Origin of the sequence: Bacillus salacetis (assembly GCF_003581585.1) — a bacterium.
Classification (GTDB): domain Bacteria; phylum Bacillota; class Bacilli; order Bacillales; family Bacillaceae_B; genus Rossellomorea; species Rossellomorea salacetis.
In genome coordinates this window covers 1-20,968 of record NZ_QXIR01000035.1, presented here as the reverse complement: position 1 = coordinate 20,968, position 20,968 = coordinate 1, and the positions used below count along the sequence as shown (strand labels likewise).

Genomic DNA, 20,968 nt, shown 5'->3' with positions numbered 1-20,968 from the left:
CCTCCTGTATTTTAGTGAGGAGTGTGATTGCTTCTTCAGGAATCACACTCCGTTTAACAAACCTTAAGCTTCAAGCTTCAGTAGAACATCACCGTGTGAAACGGATGTTTTATCCGTTTGGTTGACCTTCGAGAAAGATGTCGTGTTAGTGATGATGACAGGTGTGACTGTATCAAAGCCTTCTTTCTTGATGCCTTCAAGATCTACTTCCAATAACGGCTGACCAGCCGTCACACGGTCACCTTGCTCAATCAAAGCCTCGAAGTATTTACCATCAAGCTGCACAGTATCAATTCCTACATGAATCAAGATTTCTGCGCCTTCCTCAGATGTGATGCCAATTGCGTGCTTGGTTCTGAAAAGCGTCGTTACTACACCATTTACAGGTGACACAACCTTTCCATCCACAGGCCTAACCGCAATCCCTTCCCCCATCACTTCGGAAGAGAAAGTTGGGTCGCTTACTTCAGAAAGCTCTACAACTTCTCCTTTCAATGGGCTTACTAAAACGCAATCCGTGTCTAATTGAGTGTCTGTTATCGTGGCAGCCACCGTTTTTTCCACAGTCTCTTCAGGTGTTGTTTCGTCTTGATTCTCGCTAGGGACATCTTCAAATCCCAATAAATATGAAATGATCGTGGCTGCAATGAATGCAACGGCAAGGCCGATTAATGCGTGAACAAACGTCGGTCCGATAAATGAGGTAACACCCGGCAGACCTGCACTTCCACCCAAGATATAAGCAGCCACTCCTGTGATGGCATAATATAAGCCTCCGACAGCAGCCCCTAATAAGGCTCCAACAAATGGTTTCTTAAGCCGGACATTCACCCCGTACATAGCGGGCTCTGTGATCCCCATTAATGCTGTTATGGAAACAGTCAATGAAAGGGATTTGAACTTTTTATTTCGGGACTTCAGGAATACGGCAAATGCAGCCCCCGCTTGCCCCATATTCGCCAGGAACATTGCCGGCATTAAGTAATCAATGCCTTTGACTGTAAGATTGTTGATCATGATTGGCACTAAAGCATAATGCATACCTGTCATGATGATCAGCGAGAAGGTACCCGCCAGCAGGACCATTGCTATAAAACCATAATCTTCGAATAAGAAACCTAGACCGCTGGATAGATAGTCACCTAAAATAACCCCAAGCGGACCAACTGTCATTAATGTGACAGGGACGACAAACAAAATAGTCAATGTTGGAACAACAATCAGTTTCAAAGAACTATGTGTGAATTTATCAACGAACGTTTCAACATAGGATGCAATCCAAATAGCCAGGATGATCGGAATAACGGTTGAAGAATATACTGCCGCTATAACTGGCAGCCCAATGAAACTGACCGGCTCACCTGCATTAAATAATTCTGTCAGTGTCGGATGCAGGATAGCCGCGGCTATCGTTGCTGCAATGTAAGGGTTGCTCCCAAACTTACGTGCTGCACTGACAGCTAAAAGGATCGGAAGGAAATAAAACGCACCGTCACCAATCGCATTTAAAATGATATATGTCTGTGAAGCTGCATCCAGCCATCCGAAAGTTGATAAAATGGCCAGTATCCCTTTGATCATACCGGCACCGGCAATAGCTGGAAGAATCGGAGTGAACACTCCGGAAATAACGTCAAAGATGGCACTGATCACATTTTTGCTTCCTGTTTTCTCACCGTTGCTATCTTCACTTAATTTACTATTATGAATGATTTCTTTATAAACCTTCGGCACATCATTCCCGATGATAATCTGGAATTGCGAACCGCTTATGTTCGTCCCCATCACGCCGTCCAAGTTTTCCAATTCGCTTCTTTTCACCTTTTTATTATCACGAAGGTTGAATCGCAGCCTTGTCATACAATGGATAACACTTTGAACATTATCCTCTCCGCCTACAAGCTCTAAAATCTTTATACCTAACTCCTTATGGCTCATCACCATGCACCCCCAATAATTTCAACTCGATTTTGATAAAGAAAAAAACCTAAACTACGTGATGACCGGACATAGAATACCTGTCATTCCCGTAATTTAGGTTTTGCCTCACAGAGTAACAATCCTAATGTGGAATCGTTATTTACTTTTTGACTACCCTTTCAATATGAATTGTCAGATAGAGGATCTCTTCTTCTGTCAATTCATATCGGTATTGCTTTTCAACGAACTTTTTGATCTTCAAAGAACACTGATAGGCTTCTGGATACTTATTGATGATGACGTTCAAAAGATCATCTTTTCCATCCTTATAGTGCTCGCCTTTGACCAACCGGTGGGCAAAGAACTTCAGATGCGTAATGAAGCGGTGATAGTTCAAGGCACTTTCATCAAATTCGATCTTGAAGCTGTACTTTACTATGGTCAAGATATCCTGAATCACCTTAGTCATGTCGACCGTGTTCGTCATATCCTCATTCAGCTGGGCATTCACCAGATGCAGCGCGATGAACCCCGCCTCATCTTCCGGTAAAAGAACCCCGAAACGATCACATATTTTGTCCAAGGCTTCAAGACCGATTTCAAACTCCTCTTTATAGAGGTTCTTCGTTTCCCAAAGCAGTCCATTCTTGATTGGGAGATTATTATGGAAACGCTCAATCGCGAAATGGATGTGATCCGTCAATGAAATGTAGATACTGTCATTCAGCTTCTTTCCAAGCTTTTGCTTCGCATAATGAATGATTTCCTCCGACAACTCCATATACTCCATCGGAATATCCGCAATCAGGGTCTTGAACTTCTTTGTAATGTCCTGGTCTTCCAAAGTGAAGATTTTTTCTGCCTTTTCTTCATCAATGTCTTCTCCAACCCGTTTATTAAAAGCGATTCCCCGCCCCATAACGATGACTTCCTGCTTATCCTTCAAGGAGACAATCACATTGTTGTTCAGTATTTTATTAATCTTCACTTCGTCCACCTCCTGATTAACAAAAAAGGCAAAACCTTCCCCTGTATAAAGGGACTCGGTTTTGCCTGATTCAACAGTAACAATCCGTTCTGTATGCGCTTACTCATTATATTACAATATACTCATTCTCTATGCAACTATTTTTTCAGGAATTTGGACAGAGGTACTTTCTCCCTCATCTATAAGGCGAAATCAACGCATGCTGCGAAGCCGTCAGCAAATCCCGCCACACCCTGTTAAATGGGGTGTCCTGATCTGAGGCATACATCCCAAGGTAAGGATACAGGGAAAAAGCCGCTTCCCGGACTCCCTGCGCTGTCCGGGCACACACTGTACCAACTTCATTGTACTGGTCATCAGCCGACTCTCCCCTTAAATGAAGATCCCAATTTCCTTCAATTGTGCTATAGAAAGTACTGCTCAGCTCTTCCATCCTGGCTTCCTGTTCCTCCAGCACGCCTGCCAGCACTGACTTTTTAGGAGAATCTGGATTAAGCAGGCCATCATAATACCGGGCTTCTTCCATCAAACGGCGTCCCAGCCCAAGGACAACAGCCGTAAACGAAGCCTGTGCGAAAGGTTCGAATGGATAAGTGAAAACAGGTGCCTCTAAAAGCCCATTGGATTCAAACACTGAAAATGTCCGCTCTACGGGTACGAAAACATCCTTCACCCGAAACGTATGGCTTCCGGTAGCTTTTAAGCCGAAAGCGTTCCAATCCTCAATCACTTCTGCCTGTTCCGGTGTAAAAGCAAAAGCTCTCATCTCAGGCTCCTCACCCGCTCCTGAAATCAGGGCACTTGCCGTAAAAGTGGTTGCAAACTCAGCACCTGAACAATATTTCCACTCTCCGGTGACACGGTACCCGCCTTCGCATTTTTCGGCAGTTCCAGTCGGAGCACCGCTACCGGCAATCACTGCCTCCCGTTCTTGGAAGACATCAGCCACAACTTCTTCCTTCATATTCCCGGCAAAAAATCCACCGCCGGATCCGATCGTGACAAGCCACCCAAAGCTTCCGTTTATAGCTGAGGCTTCTTCGAAAATCCGGACACTCTCGGGAAGGGAGACCATCCTCCCGCCTAGATTTTCCGGCACAAACAACTTGAACAACTGTTTTTCATAAATGATGTGAAGCAGCTCGCCAGGAAAATCTCCATTCGAATCCATCTGCATTTCGCAAGAACGGATTTCATTCACCTCTTGATCTGTGAATTCTTTCATTGATATCACCTCCGGCTTTCTTCGCTTAGCTTTTTAATAGGCTGTTTTTGCATATATTGTTGCTTTCGGAAAAATCCCGGGTGCCGGATTTTCCCCCTGTATTCAAAGGTTTTACTCTCGAAAAGAACGAGCAGCTCTTTTCTTTCCTGTTCACCAGGGTTTTTACGGGGATTTACCAGGATATTATTTAAATTTTGTATTGAAAAGCAACAAAGTTTACGAAAAGAGCTTTTTAATAAGAAGTTCCTTATGTGCAGAGGCGGCCTCCAGCAGCTGGAACTCACCCGCTTTTATCAGATGCAGGATTTCCCTCTGCTCCTTCCACGCCAAATCATACAGTTTTCGATCAACCTTTCCCAGCGAAAGCGCCTCTTCCAATTCATCCACATCTTTTTCTATTATTTCGCCTGTCGGCAGTATGACCAGGTCCAGATACAAGTCCTCCATCCAGGGGACCTCATCCTCCAGATGGTTTTTCACACAGATATCGATATACCACTGAACAATCTCGCCCTTTTCATTATACATCGTCGTTACACAGTGATTTTTCCCTTCAGGAAATTGGTGAAGCCACATATATCCATCATCCGCGATGCAGAAAGAGTGACCTGCATACCTGACCATCAATGGGTGGGCGACCTTCACTGTATGCAATAAGGTGATGAAACCCTTAAACTCATCATTCTTCAAAAAAGACTGAGCATACCTGCTATCTATGATCCTCTTCCATCCCTGCCGATTTCCGTATTTTCGTTTCAGCACGTCCATCTCCCTTAAGTGTACCGGTCTATTCTATGGTAAAATTATACCAAATAAAGTGGAATAATCTAAAAATTAGAACTTGGAAAGCGAAAGGAGTAGATAAATTGGTTTTTGTAAATGCGTTGATCATCTACCTCTTCCTGGTGCCTCTGGCCGTTTTGATCCATGAGCTCGGACACGCCGCGGGTTCCATTCTGTTCACAAAACAAAGCCGTGCAAATGTATTCCTCGGTCCAAGCAACACTGAGAATTCAACGAAATTCAAGATTGGCAGGATCAATTTTTATCTACGTTTCGCCACCTTCGGATACTGTTCCTCAGTGGACAAGGAGGGAAAACCGTATACCGAAAGAATGTCCAATAAGCAGCGTATGGCCTTCTATGCAGGAGGACCAGCCCTGTCGCTTATTGCTGCCGTCGCTGCGCAGACTGCTGCACCTCATTTCTCTGGGGAATTATTTGTTCTAATGAGGGCATTCACCGTCATCAACGTCTTTACCTTCCTCTCGACAAGCCTGCCTTATATATATCCTAAATGGAGAAAGGGCCTTGGCGGGACCCCGACAGACGGATACAGAGTACGGAAAGTATGGCGGGACATGAGAAAGCAGAGGAATGAGAGGAAAAAGGCTGTATGATCCAATGAGATACGAAAGACCCCTCTCTAAACAAAGAGAAGGGTCCTCATCAATTCTTATTCAAACGCCGGAATCGCCGTTTCATCATAATTCTCTTCTAGAAACGCACGGACTTCAGGGCTTGTCATCGCTTCAGCCAGTTTCTGGATCGGCTCGGAATCTGCATTGTCTTCGCGGGCTACCAGTGTGATGGCAAAGTCATTTTCAACACCTTCTGTTAAAAGGCCGTCACTCTTTGGCGTCAAGCCAAGCGGTGCTGCATAAGCCGGTGTCATGACGACGGCATCCGCGTCATCGTACATCCTCGCCAGCATCAGCAGGTCTACTTCTTTAAATTCATAGTTCTTAGGGTTTTCCACGATATCTGCCTGCGTGTAGTACACATCTTCTTTTTCCTTCAATGTGATCACTCCATGCTGCGCAAGCAAAGAAAGAGAACGGTCGATGTTGGAAACATCATTGGCAATGGCGATCACGGAACCTTCAGGCAGCTCGTCCATTGACGCGTACTCCTTTGAATACACACCATAATTGGCAAAATAGATCGGTGTTACAGGGACAAGATCCGCATCGTTGCTTCTATTGAATTCCTCCATGTAAGGTACATGCTGGAAGAAGTTCGCGTCCACTTCTTTTGCGGCAAGAGCGGTGTTTGGCTGAACATTATCTCCAAGGACAACCATTTCAAGATTGATGTTTTCTTCAGCAAGCTTCGGCTTCACCAACTCAAGAATTTCAGTCATTGGCGGGATTAAAGAAGCAACCTTCAATGTCACTTCTTCCTGTTTCTCATCCTTTGGCTCTGAAGCCTTTTCGGAATTATTTCCTTCATTATTCTGACCGCAGCCCGCTAATATAAGCAAAAGCGCAGCCATAAGTAAAAGTATCTTTTTCATTATGATTTCCTCCTGTGGTTTATCTTTTATCGATTATCCGAGCAACTGTTGTTCCAAGAAATTGGATGAGCTGCACGAAGATGATCATGATGACGATCATGTAAAGCATTAAATCTGTCTTGAACTGCTGATATCCATACCTGATGGCAAAGTCACCGATCCCTCCGCCCCCGACGACACCCATGATCGTGGAGTACGAGATGAAGCTGATGATCGATGTTGTCAGCCCAAGGACAAGACCTGAGCGCGCCTCGACATACACAAACATAAAAACGACTTCCTTCACAGAAGCTCCCATCGAGATGGCTGCTTCCATCACGCCTCTGGGCACATCAAGCAAAGACTGCTCGACCAGCCGCGAGTAATGGGCTATCGCGATGATCGCTAACGGAACCGTCGCAGCTGCTGTTCCAATCGCCGTCCCGACAATCAGCCTTGTAAAAGGGATCAGGAATACGACGAGCAGCAAAAACGGGAATGAGCGGATGATATTCACCAATAAATTAACGATCGAGAATACAGCCTGATTTTGGAGCAGATTCCCCTTCCGGCAAAGAAAAAGCAGCGTTCCGACCGGAAGCCCGACCAGTACGGCAGCCAGGATGGAAATCCCGACCATCACAAATGTCTGCCCGATAGACCGCCAAATTTCAGCTTCATATTGAACTAAAACATCCAGCATCGTCCATCACACATCCTTCGTCAGCTGTTCTACAAAATAATCCGGGCTGTCATCTCTCGCTTGGATTCCTCTTGGTGTGGAATCCACCGTATCATAGATTTCTCCATCCGCCATGACCGTCACCCGATTGCAAATGCTCTTGATCACGTCCATCTCATGGCTGACAATGACAATCGTCACACCGAAGCTTCTATTGATATTTTCCAAAACGCCGAGAATATCAGAGGTTGTGTTGGGGTCAAGGGAGGAGGTCGGTTCATCACACAACAGCACTCCAGGCTTATTCGCAAGCGCCCTGGCAATCGCCACCCGCTGCTTCTGTCCGCCGCTCAACTGCGCAGGATATTTCTCCTTGAACGTCTCAAGACCAACAAACCGCAGGCATTCCAACACACGATTCTTGCGCTCTCTCTTTGGGAAATTCGCCAGCTCCAGCGAAACCATGACATTCTCATAAACCGTCTTATTGGCTGCCAGATTGAAATGCTGAAAAATCATCCCGATTGATTTTCTTGCTTCCCGAAGCCCCCGGCTGTTCATCTCTGTCAGAACTTCCCCGTTCACCATGACGGCACCCTTATCCGGCACCTCCAGCAAGTTCATCAGCCTCAGCAGTGTCGACTTCCCGGCACCGCTGGCTCCGATGATCCCATGAATCTCGCCTTTATCTATATCCAAGGAAACCGATTTAATGACTTTAGATCCTGAAAAACTTTTCGTCACACCTTGTAACGAGAGCATAAATAAACCCCTTTCTTTAATGAAGGGTAAAAATACGACGCATACAATTATAGCCTAAGAAAACAGCGATGTCAGGTCAGCCGCCCTTTTCTGTTTATTGGGAAAAAAGAAAATTTTATCAGAGGAAACCCAAGGTTATACACCCATTTATTGCTATAATCAGGATAGGTATTGACCATTTTCAGAGAGGTGGATTTTTTTGAAGGGTATGGAAGAATTGAAGACGTTCGAATTTAGTGAACATGAACCTGGCTACAACGGATTTGCCGCAGCATTAGTTTCTATTACAAAAGGTGAAGACCTTACTGCCGCAGAGCAATTAAAGCAGCTTTATACCGCTGGCGGGGATTCCACCTTAAAACAACAGGCAGCCAAACTATTGTTCGATCTCTACTTTGCGAATTCGGCATGGGGGCACATGGAAACATTGGGACTACTAGATGAGCCTGGTATCGAGACCAGCAACCGATTAATAGCTAAAGCCTGCCACAAATCCGAAACGGCCATTTACTCACTTCCGGAATCACCTGTACATATCCCAATGAAACCCAGCCTTTCAGGGTGTCCAACCATCGAAATCACAGTTAACGGAAAAAAGAAATTCTTCTGGCTGGACACTGGAGCAGGCATGACCGTGGTATCGAATTCATTGGCCCACGAATGCGGGATGACCCTTTTAAAAGAGAAGGAAATGGTGGTGGGCAACTCCACAAATCAGGATCTGGAGACAGGCCTCACATTCATTGAGTCTATTGAAATAGAAGGCGTGCTGATTACGAAACACCCTTCCCTGGTCCTTGCAGATAACCTGTTAGAGATCGAGATCCCCCACCTCAACGAAACGATGATCATTGACGGGATCATTGGGTGGGACATTATCCAGCACATGCATATAGAGATAGACTACAAGCAGAACCAAGTGATGATACAAAAACCTGTACAAAAGGAAGCGAAAGAGCAGAACTTGTTCTTCTGCGGTGCACCCTTTGTAAAAGCCCAAGGACCATATGGCCGCCGTTTATATTTCGGCCTGGACACCGGCGCGAACAAAACCCACTTCGGGCAGCCGCTCCTGACAAAACTGGACGGCCTTACTGTCAAATCCAGGATCCTGCACGGCGGAGGACTTGGAGATATAAAAGAAAGAGAGACCAAAAGCATAGAAAGCCTGAGCATCCAATTTAATGACAGCCAGACCCTCTCTCTTCAAAATGTACGGATGATGCTGTCCGACTTCGGCACCTTCTTTACGCCTGATGGTGTCTTCGGAAGCGATATAGCAAAAGACGGGCGCCTGATCATTGATTATGAGAATAGAAGGCTGGAGGTTATATCTTCCTAAATCCTGCTCTCTCCGGCTGGTTCACCCAAAACAAAAGCAAGTGGAAATGCACCCCTCCACTTGCTTTTGAATCATGATTATTCTTCTATTAAATTCGCATTCTCATTCCGCAGCTCCCAAGCAATCCTGGCGCTTTCTTCAAGCTCTTCCAAAGCATAAAACGCAGACATCAAATCTTTATCCCCGACAACCGGCCCATGGTTTTTAAGAATATATCCATCACTGTCATTGACCTTTTCAGCAAAAAAGTCAAACAGCTTCCGGGAACCTGGTTTTCCATATGGGACCAAGCCGATGGTTCCAATCTTCATCTTCAGATATGGAGTATATTCCGGTATGATATCCTGTTCATTTTCATGATTCATGCACGACCATAATGTCGAATAGAAGCTGTGCGTATGAATCACCGCTTGAATGGAAGAGGTTTTATCATAAAGCGTCTTATGGAGGGGAAGTTCCTTACTCGGCTTGATCCCCCCGAGGTGCTCTCCCTTCATATCCGTTACAGAAAAGTCTTCTCTCGTTAAGTTCCCAAAACAAGTGCCACTCCCCGTAATATATAATTTCCCTTCATGAAGGAAACTCATATTGGCTGATGATCCAGTGGCTTTATCTCTGTCAAACAAAGCTTTCCCAATCCAAATCGCTTCTTGAAATTTTTGTTCAAGGCTAGCCATTGACATCACCCTTTGTGATGTCAATGGATCTTAGGAAGAAATCCTTTTGACCAAAATTTCCCGATTTCAATACTAGTCGTAAATTTTTATTTTCCAGGGGTACCATGACCGGCACTCCAGGTGCAATGCTCTCCCCCACTAAATAGGAGTCATAACCAAGCACTTGTGTAACAGCGCCTGATGTTTCACCGCCCGCTACGATAATCCGGTTCACACCGCTCTTCTCTGCATTTTTCGCAATAAAGGCAGTGGTGCTTTCAAGCATCCCGGATACTTTATCTCTTCCTGCCTGTTGTGCTTTCCTGACATTCTCCGGCTTATCCGAGCTGTAAACCAGCACAGCATCTTCATCCATTGATTCGATTTGTTCCCAGATTTCTTCTTTTGTCTGCTTTCCTTCAACCAAATCGACCGGGTCGATTTTAATCGATTTACCGCCGCTGTTCTGGAATTCTTCAATCTGCTGAAGAGTTGCTGCAGAGCAGCTGCCCGCCAAAACAATCGCTTTACCGGAAGTTGAACTGTCACTGATTTCCGAGGCAGCATTTTCCTTCCGATATTTTTGGCCAAGGTAAGTCATCAGGCCTGATCCGCCGGTCAGCAGGTCCAGATCTCCAAACAGATCCACAATTTTCAAAGCGTGCTTTTCTTCAGCATAGTCAGGGATTACATAGAAATGCTCCTTATCCGCACCGAACTCCTCGACCATCTTCAGAATTTCTTCCTTGCTGAGTTCAAGTATTTCATGTGTAAGCTTCAAGCTTTCATATTTGCCTTGCGGACGCATCAACTCAGCCAGGTCCGAATCCCACATAGGAGTCAACGGATGATGCTTCATATGTGTTTCATCCAGAGGGACCCCGTTCACAATCAAACGTCCTTCTTTCACCACCCGGCCATTGACAGGGAGAGCTGGTGCAATCACAGTGTATTTGATATTATACTTTTCCAGCACGCTATCAATGATGGGGCCGATATTGCCTTCCTTTCTGGAATCAAACGTTGAACAGTATTTACTATATAGTTGTTCAGCACCATTATCCTTCAGCCATCCGAACGCCTTCAGCGATTCTTTAACGGCTGTATTCGTTTCTTCCGTCCGTGTTTTCAAAGCCACTACTACCGCAATCTTTTCCTCTGTATCTTGCAGCGGTTCTTGTGGTACGCCATTAAACAAGACCGTCTTGATTCCTTGCTGCACTAAAAAGGATGCGGCATCGCTTGCGCCTGAAAAGTCATCTGCTACAATGCCCAGTACTATCTGTCCCATAATTAAACCCTTTCTATATAAGAATGATGAACGTTATAGTTGGTCTTAGTTTTCAATGAAGAAGGTAGTAATTCCCGGAATGAAGGTCACTAAGAGCAAGACCGCTATCATGATGAACCAGAATGGCATCAGCTTCTTTGATAACTGCATAACCGGAACTCCGGAAATGTTACTCGCGACATACATGGAGGTTCCAACCGGCGGTGTCAATAATCCGATTGTTAAGTTGATGACCATGATCAATCCAAATTGAACTGGATCCAGCCCTAAACTCGCTGAAACCGGTGCAAGAATTGGCGCCAAAAGCAAGATCGCAGGTCCGCTGTCCAAGAACATTCCACAAATAAGGAGTATGACGTTGATCAGCAGCAGCAGAATAATCGGATTCTCTGTGATTCCCAGTAATGATGCTGTGATCTGCTGCGGTATCTGTTCGCTTGATAACAACCAGCTGAATAGAGTGGTTGCGGCAATGATCGTGGATATGACCGCAGTGCTTATCGCTGCATCAAAGAAAATCTTCGGAATATCCTTGAACTTAATTTCCTTGTAAACAAACGCGCTGATAAGGAAAGCATAGACCGAGATGATCGCTCCGCCTTCTGTCGCAGTAAATACACCGCCCCGGATACCGAAGATGATGATGATCGGCATCAACAAAGCCCAAATCGCCTTTTTAAAGCTGGTCCAAATTCCGTGAAAGCTTACTTTTCCTTCTTTAGGGTAATTATTCTTTCTAGCAACAAAGTAAGAGTAAATGAAGAAGCCCAACCCAATTAATACACCAGGGATGATTCCTGCAATAAATAAGTCCCCGATAGAGGATTGTGTCGCCACTCCATAAATGATCAAGGCAATACTAGGCGGAATGATCAACCCGATGCTTCCTGACGCAGCAACTAATGCCGCAGAAAAACCAGGGTCATATTTTCTCCTTTTCATTTCCGGTACCATGATGGAACCAAGTGCGGCGGTATCCGCTACACCGGAACCTGAAATACCACCCATCATTATCCCACTCGTTGCAACAACATGAGAAAGTGCCCCTCTGATGTTACCTACGATGGAAAGGGCGAAATCTATAATTCTTCTGGTAATACCGCCATGGCCCATGATCGATCCAGCTAACATGAATAATGGAATGGCCATGAAAGGGAAAGAATCCAGGGCTGTAAAAAAACGCTGGCCTAAGACAACCAGAGGATAATCTGCAAAAACAAGTGCACCGATCGAGGATAATGCCAGCACAAACGCAACCGGAATACCTAATATCAATAGAATGGCAAACAAACCAAATAATACGGCACCCATTACACATTCTCCCCCTTTCCTTTAAATAATAGAACGGTTTCACTTATCATGAAATAGAATAAGAGTATCCCGGAAACAGGCATGACAAGATAAACATATTCCATCGGCAGCCCCAATGACGGACTGTCCTGCCTTGAACCTAATTCCACGAGTTTCCAGCCGCTGAAAGTCAATACTCCCGCGAACACTAAGATCAATGCATTATTAAGAAGCATCAAAGCTTTTTTGCTTACTCCATTTAACTTTTTCACCAGGATATCCAAAGCGATGTGTGAACCATGCTTGATTGCAACTGCCATACCAAGGAATGAGACCCACACGAATGTGTATCTGCCGAGTTCTTCTGTCCAGGTGAAGGGACTTCCGAAAACGTATCTAGAGATAACCTGGGCCGTTACAACCACCGCCATTTGTAACATGAGAAAAGCGCAAATGTAATAGAGAATCTTAACCAGAATGTTATCCAGCTTTTCCATTTGTATCCCCCAACCTCATAATAAATTAAAGGGAAGCAGAGCTATCAAGACTCCACTCCCTCTCCTTGTGTCATTCAAGATTGCTATTCAAGCTCTTGAATGATTTTGTTATAAAGATCGATGTCTACTGTCTCAGCAAAATCTTTATGAGCTTTTCTTGCCGCTTCAGCAAACTCAGTTGTATCCGGTTCTGTAACTTGCAGGCCTTCAGATTTCATTTTTTCCAGAATTTCATCTGTCTGCTCTGCCACTAAACCGTTTTCATATTCAGTCGCAGTATCTGCTGCTTTTTGAATGATTTCTTTCTGTTCATCATTTAGTTTCGACCATGTCATATCACTCATTGCCAGTGTTACATACTCATATTTATGAGCCGTCAATGCCAAGTAATCTTGAACTTCATGGATCCTTCCGCCATAGATGAATGGAATTGGATTTTCTTGAGCTTCAATAACATTTTGCTCAAGGCCGGTATAGACTTCATTCCATGCCATTGTGGTAGGTGCTGCGCCCATTTCACTCCAAGTCACTTCCATCGCTTTGATTTCCGGTAGCCTGATTTTCAACCCTTGGATATCTTCTAAGCTATTGATCGGTTTATTGGAAGTTACATGTCTCGGTCCACGATCCCACCAGTTAAGAATGCGGATATCAGAAGCATCCAGCACTTTATCTGCTATTTCCTGCCCAACTTCGCCATGAACGACTTTGTCGTATTCTTCTTGGCTGTTGAATAGATAAGGCAATTCCAATAGTTGAATGGATTTTTCAAAGTTCCCTAATACGCCTGCAATCAGAGCAAAGTCAACTGTGCCAATCTGCATTCCTTCCGCCATGTCACGATCTCCGCCAAGGGTAGAGTTCGGATGGATTTCAACTTCAATACTGCCATCGGAAAGCTTTTCAACTTCTTCTTTGAACTTCAATGCCCCATCATGCCACAGGTCATTTTCAGATTGGATATGTCCCAGTTTCAGGACCAGTTTATCATCACTGCCTCCATCACCTGATGCACTGTCATCACCCGAACAACCGGCAAGCACTGTACCGATCAAAAGCATAAACGTTAGTAAGCTGATTATTTTCTTCATATTACCCACCCTTTGTTTGTTTATTTTTCAACTTCAACTAGTACTTTTACAACATTTTCTTTCTTCTTGCTCAATATATCCAAAGCTTCCTGTGACTCTTCCAAAGGAAGCCTTTGTGTAATGAAATCACTCAAATCCAAGCCATTGTTCACCAATTCTGCCGCCTTCGCAAAGTCCTTTGTCTCGTAAGTCATTGCCCCGAAGAGGTTAATTTCGTTAAAGACGAAATTATAAGTGTTTACAGGAATTTGTTCAGTGATCATCGCCACAATCCCTACTTCGCCTCGTTTTCTTACTATAGAAGAAGCCTGGTCAACGATGACTGGTGCATCCGCTGCCACAATTGCGACGTCAACACCTCTGCCGTTCGTGAATTCCTTAACCTTTTCTTCGATATTATCTTTTATTGGATTCAGCACAAGGGTTGCGCCTTGCTTCTCAGCCATATCCAAGTTAAATTGTTGAGTATCGGTACAAATGATATTCTTAAAGCCCGCTTCTCTTGCAGCAACTAACGTCAGAAGGCCGATCGTCCCCGATCCCAATATAGCGATAGTATCTCTCTCTTGTACCGCAATTCTGCTGATCGCATGGATGCCCACTGCGAGCGGTTCGATCAATGTACCAATTTCATAAGGGACATTATCTTCTAATTTATATACTGTTTGTTCAGGAGCGTTAAAATATTCACTGAACGTTCCGATCCAGCCAGGAGTACCCGGAGCTTTCTTGCCGGTACACAAGTTCAAAAGATCCTTTTTACAATACTCACATTCGCCGCAGCCGATATGAGGCTCGACCGTCACACGGTCGCCGACTTTGAATTTTGTTACTCCTTCGCCAACTTCGACGATCTCCCCGGCTATTTCATGGCCCAGGATGGCCGGAGGATTCCGGAATGCGTGCGTGCCGTGAAAAAGGTGAAGATCTGATCCACATACACCAACGGTTTTAACTTTAATCAAGACTTCGTTATCCCCTGTTTTGGGAATATCGATATTTTGTATTTCTACTTTATTAGGTTCAACTACAACTGCTGATTTCACTTTACCCCTCCATATTGCGTGTGTCTTTATGTTTTGTGTAATTTCATTTTAGCACACATAAAAACGCTTTCAATAAACACAATACTCAAATATGTTTTATTTTGAAACACTTTTAGAATTTTTTAAAAACAAACTTCAAAAAATCAGAAACTTAATGTGTCATTTTAAAACAAATTATTGTTATAACTGCAGGATGTGGTAATATATGTTTGAATATATGACAAGAGGTGTTTTTTAAAATGCAGAAAAAGATCAAAACTCTTGCAATAGCACCCTATGAAGGATTGAAAGACCTGATAAATAACGTCGCAAAGGAAAGAAGCGAGTTGGAAATCCAAACCGTCATAGGAAATATGTTAGAGGGATTAGAGATCGTGAAAGAGAAGAGCAGCGAACAATTCGACCTTATTATATCAAGGGCCGGTACTGCAGATATGATTAAAGAGGTAACCGACCTTCCTGTAATTGATATTAAACTTTCCATCGTTGATATGATGCGTGCAATAAAACTGACTCAAAATTATACTGGGAAATTTGCCATTGTCGGGTTCAAAAGCATCACCGAGCCAGCGGCCATCATTTCCCAGCTGAACGAATATGACTTTACTATCCGTACGTTATCTCATATTTCGGAAATTGACGACTCTTTACAAGAGTTAAAAGAACAAGGGGTAAGTTTGATTGTCGGGGATGTGATCACTACCAGCCACGCTAAACTGCTCGGCCTCAATACTATATTGGTTACCTCCGGAAGGGAAAGTGTCAACAACGCTTTTTCTGAAGGGATACAGTTATTCGAATATTTGTCAGCTGCAAAGCGGAAGAATGCTTTCTTCAATGAAATCAATCAACAGTTAAATGTAACCGTTATCTCTTTTGATGAAGCTTCAAATCCTGTCTATTCAAATACAGATGAAACGGCACTCTCAATTGCGGCAGAAGAATTATTGGATGTATTAAATAAAGAGAGCGAAATACGCGTGGTCAAGACCATAGGAGATGATCACTACAAGATAGAAGGAAAAATCCTTTCTTTCCAGAAGTCGTGCTATCCCACTTTTTACCTGGAAAAACAAAGGCCGCCGCTCAAGCCCTTTGATAAATCCATTACCTATAAAAATGTTACCGACCGGCCCCAAATCAATTTTGAGGCGTTCCCCACCTCAAACCCGACTTACAGCAAAATCATCACCGAAGCCAAAGCCTATTCTAAATTGAATACGCCTATTATGATATACGGGGAAAAAGGAAGCGGAAAAAACATTCTGGCCCATGCTATCTATCAAAATAGTCAGAGCAGAAAGAATCCCATGATCCTCATCAATGCAAAGTATATGAACGAAAAAAGCTGGACGTCCATTTTCAAATCTGAAAACTCTCCTTTTTTAAATAGTGATTACACCATTTATATCCGGAACATTCATTTTTTGAATGAAGAAAGCCAGAACCTGTTGGAATCGTATTTATCAAATACTTATGTCCATAAACGCAACCGCTTTATATTCTCTTGCATCAGCGGCTATTCCAACATGTTCGATAATGGTACACTTGTTGATTTCATTAATAACGAAATGGGTGCCTTTCCATTGGTCCTGCCGAATTTGAACCACCGAAAAGAGGATATCGCAAGCTTGGCCAGTATTTTTCTAAGCGACCTCATCCCGAAATACGGCAAACAGGTTCTCGGATTGAAGAAAGAAGCATTGGATCTGCTGCAGGAATTTAACTGGACTTATAATATCGACCAGCTGAGAAGAGTGATTGAAGAATTGATCATACTCACGGACGACTATTATATTGAACCTGAAAGCGTGAAGAGAGTTCTTGCTAATGAAAGCCTTCCAAAGGCAAAGATTGAGACGAATTTCATCGATCTGAACAAAACATTGGACGAAATCAATAAGGATATCATTGAGCTGGTACTCTCTGAGGAAGGCTACAATCACAGCAAAGCAGCCAAAAGGCTTGGAATCAGCCGGAGTACACTTTGGAGAAAAGTAAAATAACCATTATTCCGCCTTGCAAAATAAACTCTTCAGTAAACACAAAAACAAAAGCCAGCTCCCCCGGTACGCTGACACGTTAGTGTACCGGGGGAGCTGGCCCTTTTTTAGATTTCCACTATCTTGAATTCCAGTCCTTTTTTGCCCATCAGATATTTGAGGCCGTCCCTGAAAGTCGCATGGGTGATGAATTGACTGGTATCCACTCCTGAAATCACGATTTCATGGGCGAAGTTCGGCGAGAAGCCGACAAAGATTGTTTCGACTCCCATCATCCTCAACCCTGTTTGTATTTCAGTGATTTGGTAGATCAAGTTCTGCATACCCAGTTCCTCAACCTCCAGCTGGCTGATCCCAGTAAAGTCGACCACAACCGTATCGGCTTTTTGTTTCTGGATGCTGAACAACACCTTGTTCTTGATATTATCTATACGCTTTTCATTTAACGTCCCAGTTAAAGGCACAAGCATTGTATCCGGAATGATGGACGGAATGATCGGTGCGGAAAGCTCATCGATCAATCTCTCGCATTCTTCGATTCTTTCTTTAAGTTGAAGGATTTCCTCTTCGGGATTTTTCAACTCATTCATTTAATTCCACCTCTTATAAAGTAATCTACCAATATTATACCATCATCAAGAAGGATCGTACTATAAAAGTACTAATTCCATCATATTTCGACAGATAGATTATACAGGAAGATTGACGTTTACTGCGATTACCCCTTATAGGTAATTAGTGGAAGGCCGTTCGAAGAAAAAAATAGATTGAAAGCGTTGACACAACTATCAAAATATTGTAAGTTAATTGTACAAGTTAAGAAGGTGTTGGAGAAAAGAGACTTACACATGACAGACAACTTCCCTAAGGAGTTGTCCATTCAGTGTGGGTCTCTTTTCTGTTTTGTGATTAATTGTTTAATTCCTGAATTCCCAATCAAGGAGGCTTTGGACGTGTAATCCTATTGAATTAACAATCAATCAACATCCCATCATCACCATGTTCATCAAAAAATTTTCAGAGGAGGAATGTTGATATGCTTAACTTTCTAAAACCAGCTCCCCCTGTCGAAAGACTGCCCGAGGATCGCATTGATCCTGAATACAAGAAGCTCCGCTTTCAAGTATTCATGGGAATCTTCATCGGGTATGCTGCATACTACCTTATCCGTAAGAACTTCTCCCTTGCCATGCCTTACTTGCAGGAAGAAGGGTTCACAAAAACGGAACTCGGATTGGCTCTTTCCGCCATCTCCATCTCTTATGGGATAAGTAAATTTGTCATGGGGACGGTCTCGGACCGGAGTAATGCCAGGATATTTTTACCTTTAGGTTTGATCTTATCTGCCATCATCAGTTTGTTAATCGGTACAATCCCGGTTTTCACTTCATCAGTAGCTATTATGTTTGTCATGTTATTTCTAAACGGATGGTTCCAGGGAATGGGCTGGCCACCTTCCGGGCGTACCCTCGTCCATTGGTTCAGTGTCAGTGAACGCGGTGGAAAGACCGCCATCTGGAATGTCGCCCATAATGTCGGCGGCGGCTTGATGGCTCCATTGGCAATCGGCGGTGTCGCCATCATGGGTGCCTGGTTCGGAGAAGCGTACACAAGCTATCAAGGTGTCTTCATCTTACCGGCCATCGTAGCTATCATCATAGCGGTCATATCCTACTTCCTTATGAGGGATACACCTCAATCAGTCGGACTTCCTCCGATTGAAGAGTACCGTGATGATTATCCAAGCAAATCCAGAAAGATGTATGAAACAGAACTGACAACAAAAGAAATTCTATTTAAATATGTACTAAATAATAAATGGGTATGGGCAATTGCCATTGCGAATGTATTTGTCTATTTCGTAAGATACGGTGTACTTGACTGGGCACCGACATACTTAAACGAAGAAAAAGGCTTTGATATGGAGTCTTCAAGTGTTGCCTACTTCCTATACGAATGGGCCGGTATCCCAGGAACTCTTCTATGCGGATATATCTCGGATAAGGTGTTCAAAGGAAGACGCGGACCTGCCGGATTCGTCTTCATGCTTGGTGTATTGATAGCAGTTGTCGTTTACTGGTTAAACCCTGCAGGAAATCCACTCATTGATAACTTCGCACTGATCGCGATTGGATTCCTGATCTACGGGCCGGTTATGTTAATCGGACTGCAAGCTCTTGACTTTGTTCCGAAAAAGGCTGCCGGTACTGCAGCAGGCTTGACTGGCCTGTTCGGTTATTTAGGCGGTGCCGTAATGGCCAATGCCTTATTAGGACTCATCGTAGAACGCGTAAGCTGGGATGCAGGTTTCATTCTGCTGACTATCTCATGTGTACTCGCTACAATCCTATTCGCTGTGACATGGAATGTCCGCGGACAAGATGTTGTGAAGAACGCTTAATGTAAAAAAAGACTCGTCGCTCATGGTGACGGGTCTTTTCTCTATTTTCATAAAACTATTAATGCTTTGTGCTTACATCTTTCCTTTTAAACTTAAACAGAAGATAACCTGTCAGGAATGTTACTAAAACTAATATAAGTGCGCTTCCAATACTATTCATCCCTGTTTCAGCCTCGATCCCATCTAAAATACCAGAGTATACCCCTGCCATTATGGCTAATATAATGATCCTTCCCGCTCCCATGGCCCTTCCTCCCCATATCTAAGAATACTTCTTTTATAGATATACGAAAAAAGTTCGTTAAGGTTTCAGGTTGTTAAAAATCAATCATTAATAAAGACTGACGAGACTGAAGATTAATCTGTACTTAATGTTCCGGTTTGAATGGCTAGTATTCCAGAAAGTCCGTATCTCTTGGAGATTTTCTATGAAACTATCGCCTGCTGGCGAAATTGAAGTGCACCAATTGATAGTTCCTACATAAATTATATTTTTCAAATAGGCTCTTTTAAAGAGTATTGTTGTTTTAAAAAGGGACGTTGACTTCCACTCCAGGCGTGGGACTCCGCGGGGCGGGCGTTGAGCCTCCTCAGCTTCGCTTCCGGGGTCTCACCTGTCCCGCTAGTCCCGCAGGAGATCTCACACCTTCCGCTCCAGTCAACATAGACTAAGCAAATGAGTATCCATTGCAAACTAGACGAAACTACTTTTCTCACGATAATTTGGAGAGATTTATACTGTAGTTAAAAGGCACGAAGATTGATTAGCCAGGATCTTCAGGCCATTAATTGGAATTCATCTCCAACAATATTAACTAACAGAGTCTTTAAATAATATACTGCACCCGCTATATGAGTTATTGGGTGTAAACATTATCGAACCTGAATTGCCCAGAATCATCTCCACTCCAGTAACAGATTCAAGAATACTGTCCGAGTGAATGATCACTTCAGATATCACAGCCCAAACTCCAATAGAGGATATCGGCTCCTTAAACATTATTGAACCAAACTCTGATTGAGTGTGCGGCAAAGGAAAAGGTCTGTCTTGCACTTGAATGTCCAAAATGTGTTGTTCTTTTTCGTCTGCGCCTGCATTCTCTAAAATAAACTCGAAACGAATATACTTCCTTCCTATCCGTAAGATTGCAGGTTCGTATAATTCAAAAATTCCAGTAGAAATATTATAACTAAGGGTATTGCAGTAAATAAGGGAACATTCTTGTCCAACAGTCGTTCTCAAAATTTCTTTATAATGTTGATATCCCAAACGCTTTAACCCCCTTCTTCCAGACAAAGCATCATGCACCTTCACCCGAAAATCGACAACCATCCACTATCCTTATTTTACCATAAACGAAATACCCGTTCAGAAGAACCTGCAGTAAAATTACTAACGGATTCCGTTGAGGGAGGGAAAACCTTAAATCACACACCAATTAGCAGCAGAAATAACGCTGTAAATAGCACGATATTTAACAGTAAAAAACCAGAGCAAA

At 43.6% G+C, this 20,968-nt stretch carries 20 protein-coding genes; 4 read left to right on the top strand and 16 right to left on the bottom strand.

What is annotated here, in order from left to right; all coding sequences use genetic code 11:
• Positions 1-63 precede the first annotated feature (63 nt).
• The 4 genes from D3H55_RS19565 to D3H55_RS19550 form a co-directional block, all read right to left on the bottom strand.
• Entirely contained in the window at positions 64-1,938 is a 1,875-nt protein-coding gene (locus D3H55_RS19565; protein WP_119548990.1) for a beta-glucoside-specific PTS transporter subunit IIABC, read from the bottom strand.
• Between the two features lie 142 nt (positions 1,939-2,080).
• Positions 2,081-2,908 (bottom strand): BglG family transcription antiterminator LicT, encoded by an 828-nt coding sequence (gene licT, locus D3H55_RS19560; protein WP_119548989.1) that lies wholly within the window; start codon positions 2,906-2,908, stop codon positions 2,081-2,083.
• Positions 2,909-3,083: 175 nt separating this feature from the next.
• Entirely contained in the window at positions 3,084-4,133 is a 1,050-nt protein-coding gene (locus D3H55_RS19555; RefSeq protein WP_119548988.1) for an acyl-CoA dehydrogenase family protein, read from the bottom strand.
• 216 nt (positions 4,134-4,349) lie between these two features.
• Complete coding sequence (locus D3H55_RS19550; RefSeq protein ID WP_119548987.1) at positions 4,350-4,901, bottom strand: ribonuclease FAU-1 family protein; 552 nt, start codon at positions 4,899-4,901, stop codon at positions 4,350-4,352.
• Between the two features lie 98 nt (positions 4,902-4,999).
• On the opposite strand from D3H55_RS19550, the gene D3H55_RS19545 reads away from it, so the two are divergent.
• Positions 5,000-5,533 (top strand): hypothetical protein, encoded by a 534-nt coding sequence (locus tag D3H55_RS19545; protein WP_119548986.1) that lies wholly within the window; start codon positions 5,000-5,002, stop codon positions 5,531-5,533.
• Positions 5,534-5,589: 56 nt separating this feature from the next.
• On the opposite strand, the gene D3H55_RS19540 is transcribed toward D3H55_RS19545, so the two are convergent.
• Genes D3H55_RS19540 through D3H55_RS19530 form a run of 3 tightly spaced genes read right to left on the bottom strand, consistent with a single transcriptional unit; the run spans position 5,590 to position 7,852 of the window.
• Positions 5,590-6,429, bottom strand: a complete 840-nt coding sequence (locus tag D3H55_RS19540; protein WP_119548985.1) for a MetQ/NlpA family ABC transporter substrate-binding protein — start codon at positions 6,427-6,429, stop codon at positions 5,590-5,592.
• A 19-nt stretch (positions 6,430-6,448) separates the two neighbouring features.
• On the bottom strand, positions 6,449-7,111 hold the full coding sequence (locus tag D3H55_RS19535) for a methionine ABC transporter permease (RefSeq protein WP_119548984.1): 663 nt from the start codon (positions 7,109-7,111) through the stop codon (positions 6,449-6,451).
• Positions 7,112-7,117: 6 nt separating this feature from the next.
• Positions 7,118-7,852 (bottom strand): methionine ABC transporter ATP-binding protein, encoded by a 735-nt coding sequence (locus D3H55_RS19530; protein ID WP_119548983.1) that lies wholly within the window; start codon positions 7,850-7,852, stop codon positions 7,118-7,120.
• Positions 7,853-8,060: 208 nt separating this feature from the next.
• On the opposite strand from D3H55_RS19530, the gene D3H55_RS19525 reads away from it, so the two are divergent.
• Positions 8,061-9,194 carry a retropepsin-like aspartic protease gene (locus D3H55_RS19525; protein WP_240628686.1) on the top strand — a complete coding sequence of 378 codons (1,134 nt, stop codon included), beginning with the start codon at positions 8,061-8,063 and terminating at the stop codon, positions 9,192-9,194.
• Between the two features lie 77 nt (positions 9,195-9,271).
• Here the strand turns inward: D3H55_RS19525 and D3H55_RS19520 are convergent, their stop codons facing one another.
• From D3H55_RS19520 to D3H55_RS19495, 6 genes are all read right to left on the bottom strand, one after another.
• Positions 9,272-9,871 carry a class II aldolase/adducin family protein gene (locus D3H55_RS19520; RefSeq protein ID WP_205685511.1) on the bottom strand — a complete coding sequence of 200 codons (600 nt, stop codon included), beginning with the start codon at positions 9,869-9,871 and terminating at the stop codon, positions 9,272-9,274.
• Entirely contained in the window at positions 9,864-11,141 is a 1,278-nt protein-coding gene (gene otnK / locus D3H55_RS19515; protein WP_119548980.1) for a 3-oxo-tetronate kinase, read from the bottom strand. Before otnK ends, D3H55_RS19520 begins: the two co-directional genes overlap by 8 nt.
• A gap of 45 nt (positions 11,142-11,186) precedes the next feature.
• The gene (locus D3H55_RS19510; RefSeq protein WP_119548979.1) at positions 11,187-12,452 is read right to left on the bottom strand and encodes a TRAP transporter large permease; all 1,266 of its coding nucleotides are present in this window, start codon (positions 12,450-12,452) and stop codon (positions 11,187-11,189) included.
• The gene (locus D3H55_RS19505; protein ID WP_119548978.1) at positions 12,452-12,928 is read right to left on the bottom strand and encodes a TRAP transporter small permease; all 477 of its coding nucleotides are present in this window, start codon (positions 12,926-12,928) and stop codon (positions 12,452-12,454) included. Before D3H55_RS19505 ends, D3H55_RS19510 begins: the two co-directional genes overlap by 1 nt.
• Positions 12,929-13,011: 83 nt before the next feature.
• On the bottom strand, positions 13,012-14,019 hold the full coding sequence (locus D3H55_RS19500; protein WP_119548977.1) for a TRAP transporter substrate-binding protein: 1,008 nt from the start codon (positions 14,017-14,019) through the stop codon (positions 13,012-13,014).
• Between the two features lie 20 nt (positions 14,020-14,039).
• Positions 14,040-15,065, bottom strand: coding sequence for a zinc-dependent alcohol dehydrogenase (locus D3H55_RS19495; RefSeq protein ID WP_119548976.1), 1,026 nt, complete (start codon positions 15,063-15,065; stop codon positions 14,040-14,042).
• Between the two features lie 239 nt (positions 15,066-15,304).
• Between D3H55_RS19495 and D3H55_RS19490 the strand changes: the two genes are divergently transcribed.
• The gene (locus D3H55_RS19490) at positions 15,305-17,071 is read left to right on the top strand and encodes a sigma-54-dependent Fis family transcriptional regulator (RefSeq protein ID WP_119548975.1); all 1,767 of its coding nucleotides are present in this window, start codon (positions 15,305-15,307) and stop codon (positions 17,069-17,071) included.
• Positions 17,072-17,175: 104 nt separating this feature from the next.
• Here the strand turns inward: D3H55_RS19490 and D3H55_RS19485 are convergent, their stop codons facing one another.
• The gene (locus D3H55_RS19485) at positions 17,176-17,658 is read right to left on the bottom strand and encodes an STAS domain-containing protein (protein WP_119548974.1); all 483 of its coding nucleotides are present in this window, start codon (positions 17,656-17,658) and stop codon (positions 17,176-17,178) included.
• Positions 17,659-18,104: 446 nt separating this feature from the next.
• Between D3H55_RS19485 and glpT the strand changes: the two genes are divergently transcribed.
• The gene (glpT, locus tag D3H55_RS19480) at positions 18,105-19,469 is read left to right on the top strand and encodes a glycerol-3-phosphate transporter (RefSeq protein WP_119548973.1); all 1,365 of its coding nucleotides are present in this window, start codon (positions 18,105-18,107) and stop codon (positions 19,467-19,469) included.
• 58 nt (positions 19,470-19,527) lie between these two features.
• Here glpT and D3H55_RS19475 read toward each other — a convergent pair whose 3' ends face one another.
• Both D3H55_RS19475 and D3H55_RS19465 read right to left on the bottom strand, forming a co-directional pair.
• Positions 19,528-19,713, bottom strand: a complete 186-nt coding sequence (locus D3H55_RS19475) for a hypothetical protein (RefSeq protein WP_119548972.1) — start codon at positions 19,711-19,713, stop codon at positions 19,528-19,530.
• A 567-nt stretch (positions 19,714-20,280) separates the two neighbouring features.
• Complete coding sequence (locus D3H55_RS19465; RefSeq protein WP_136035748.1) at positions 20,281-20,802, bottom strand: hypothetical protein; 522 nt, start codon at positions 20,800-20,802, stop codon at positions 20,281-20,283.
• Between the last annotated feature and the right edge of the window lie 166 nt (positions 20,803-20,968).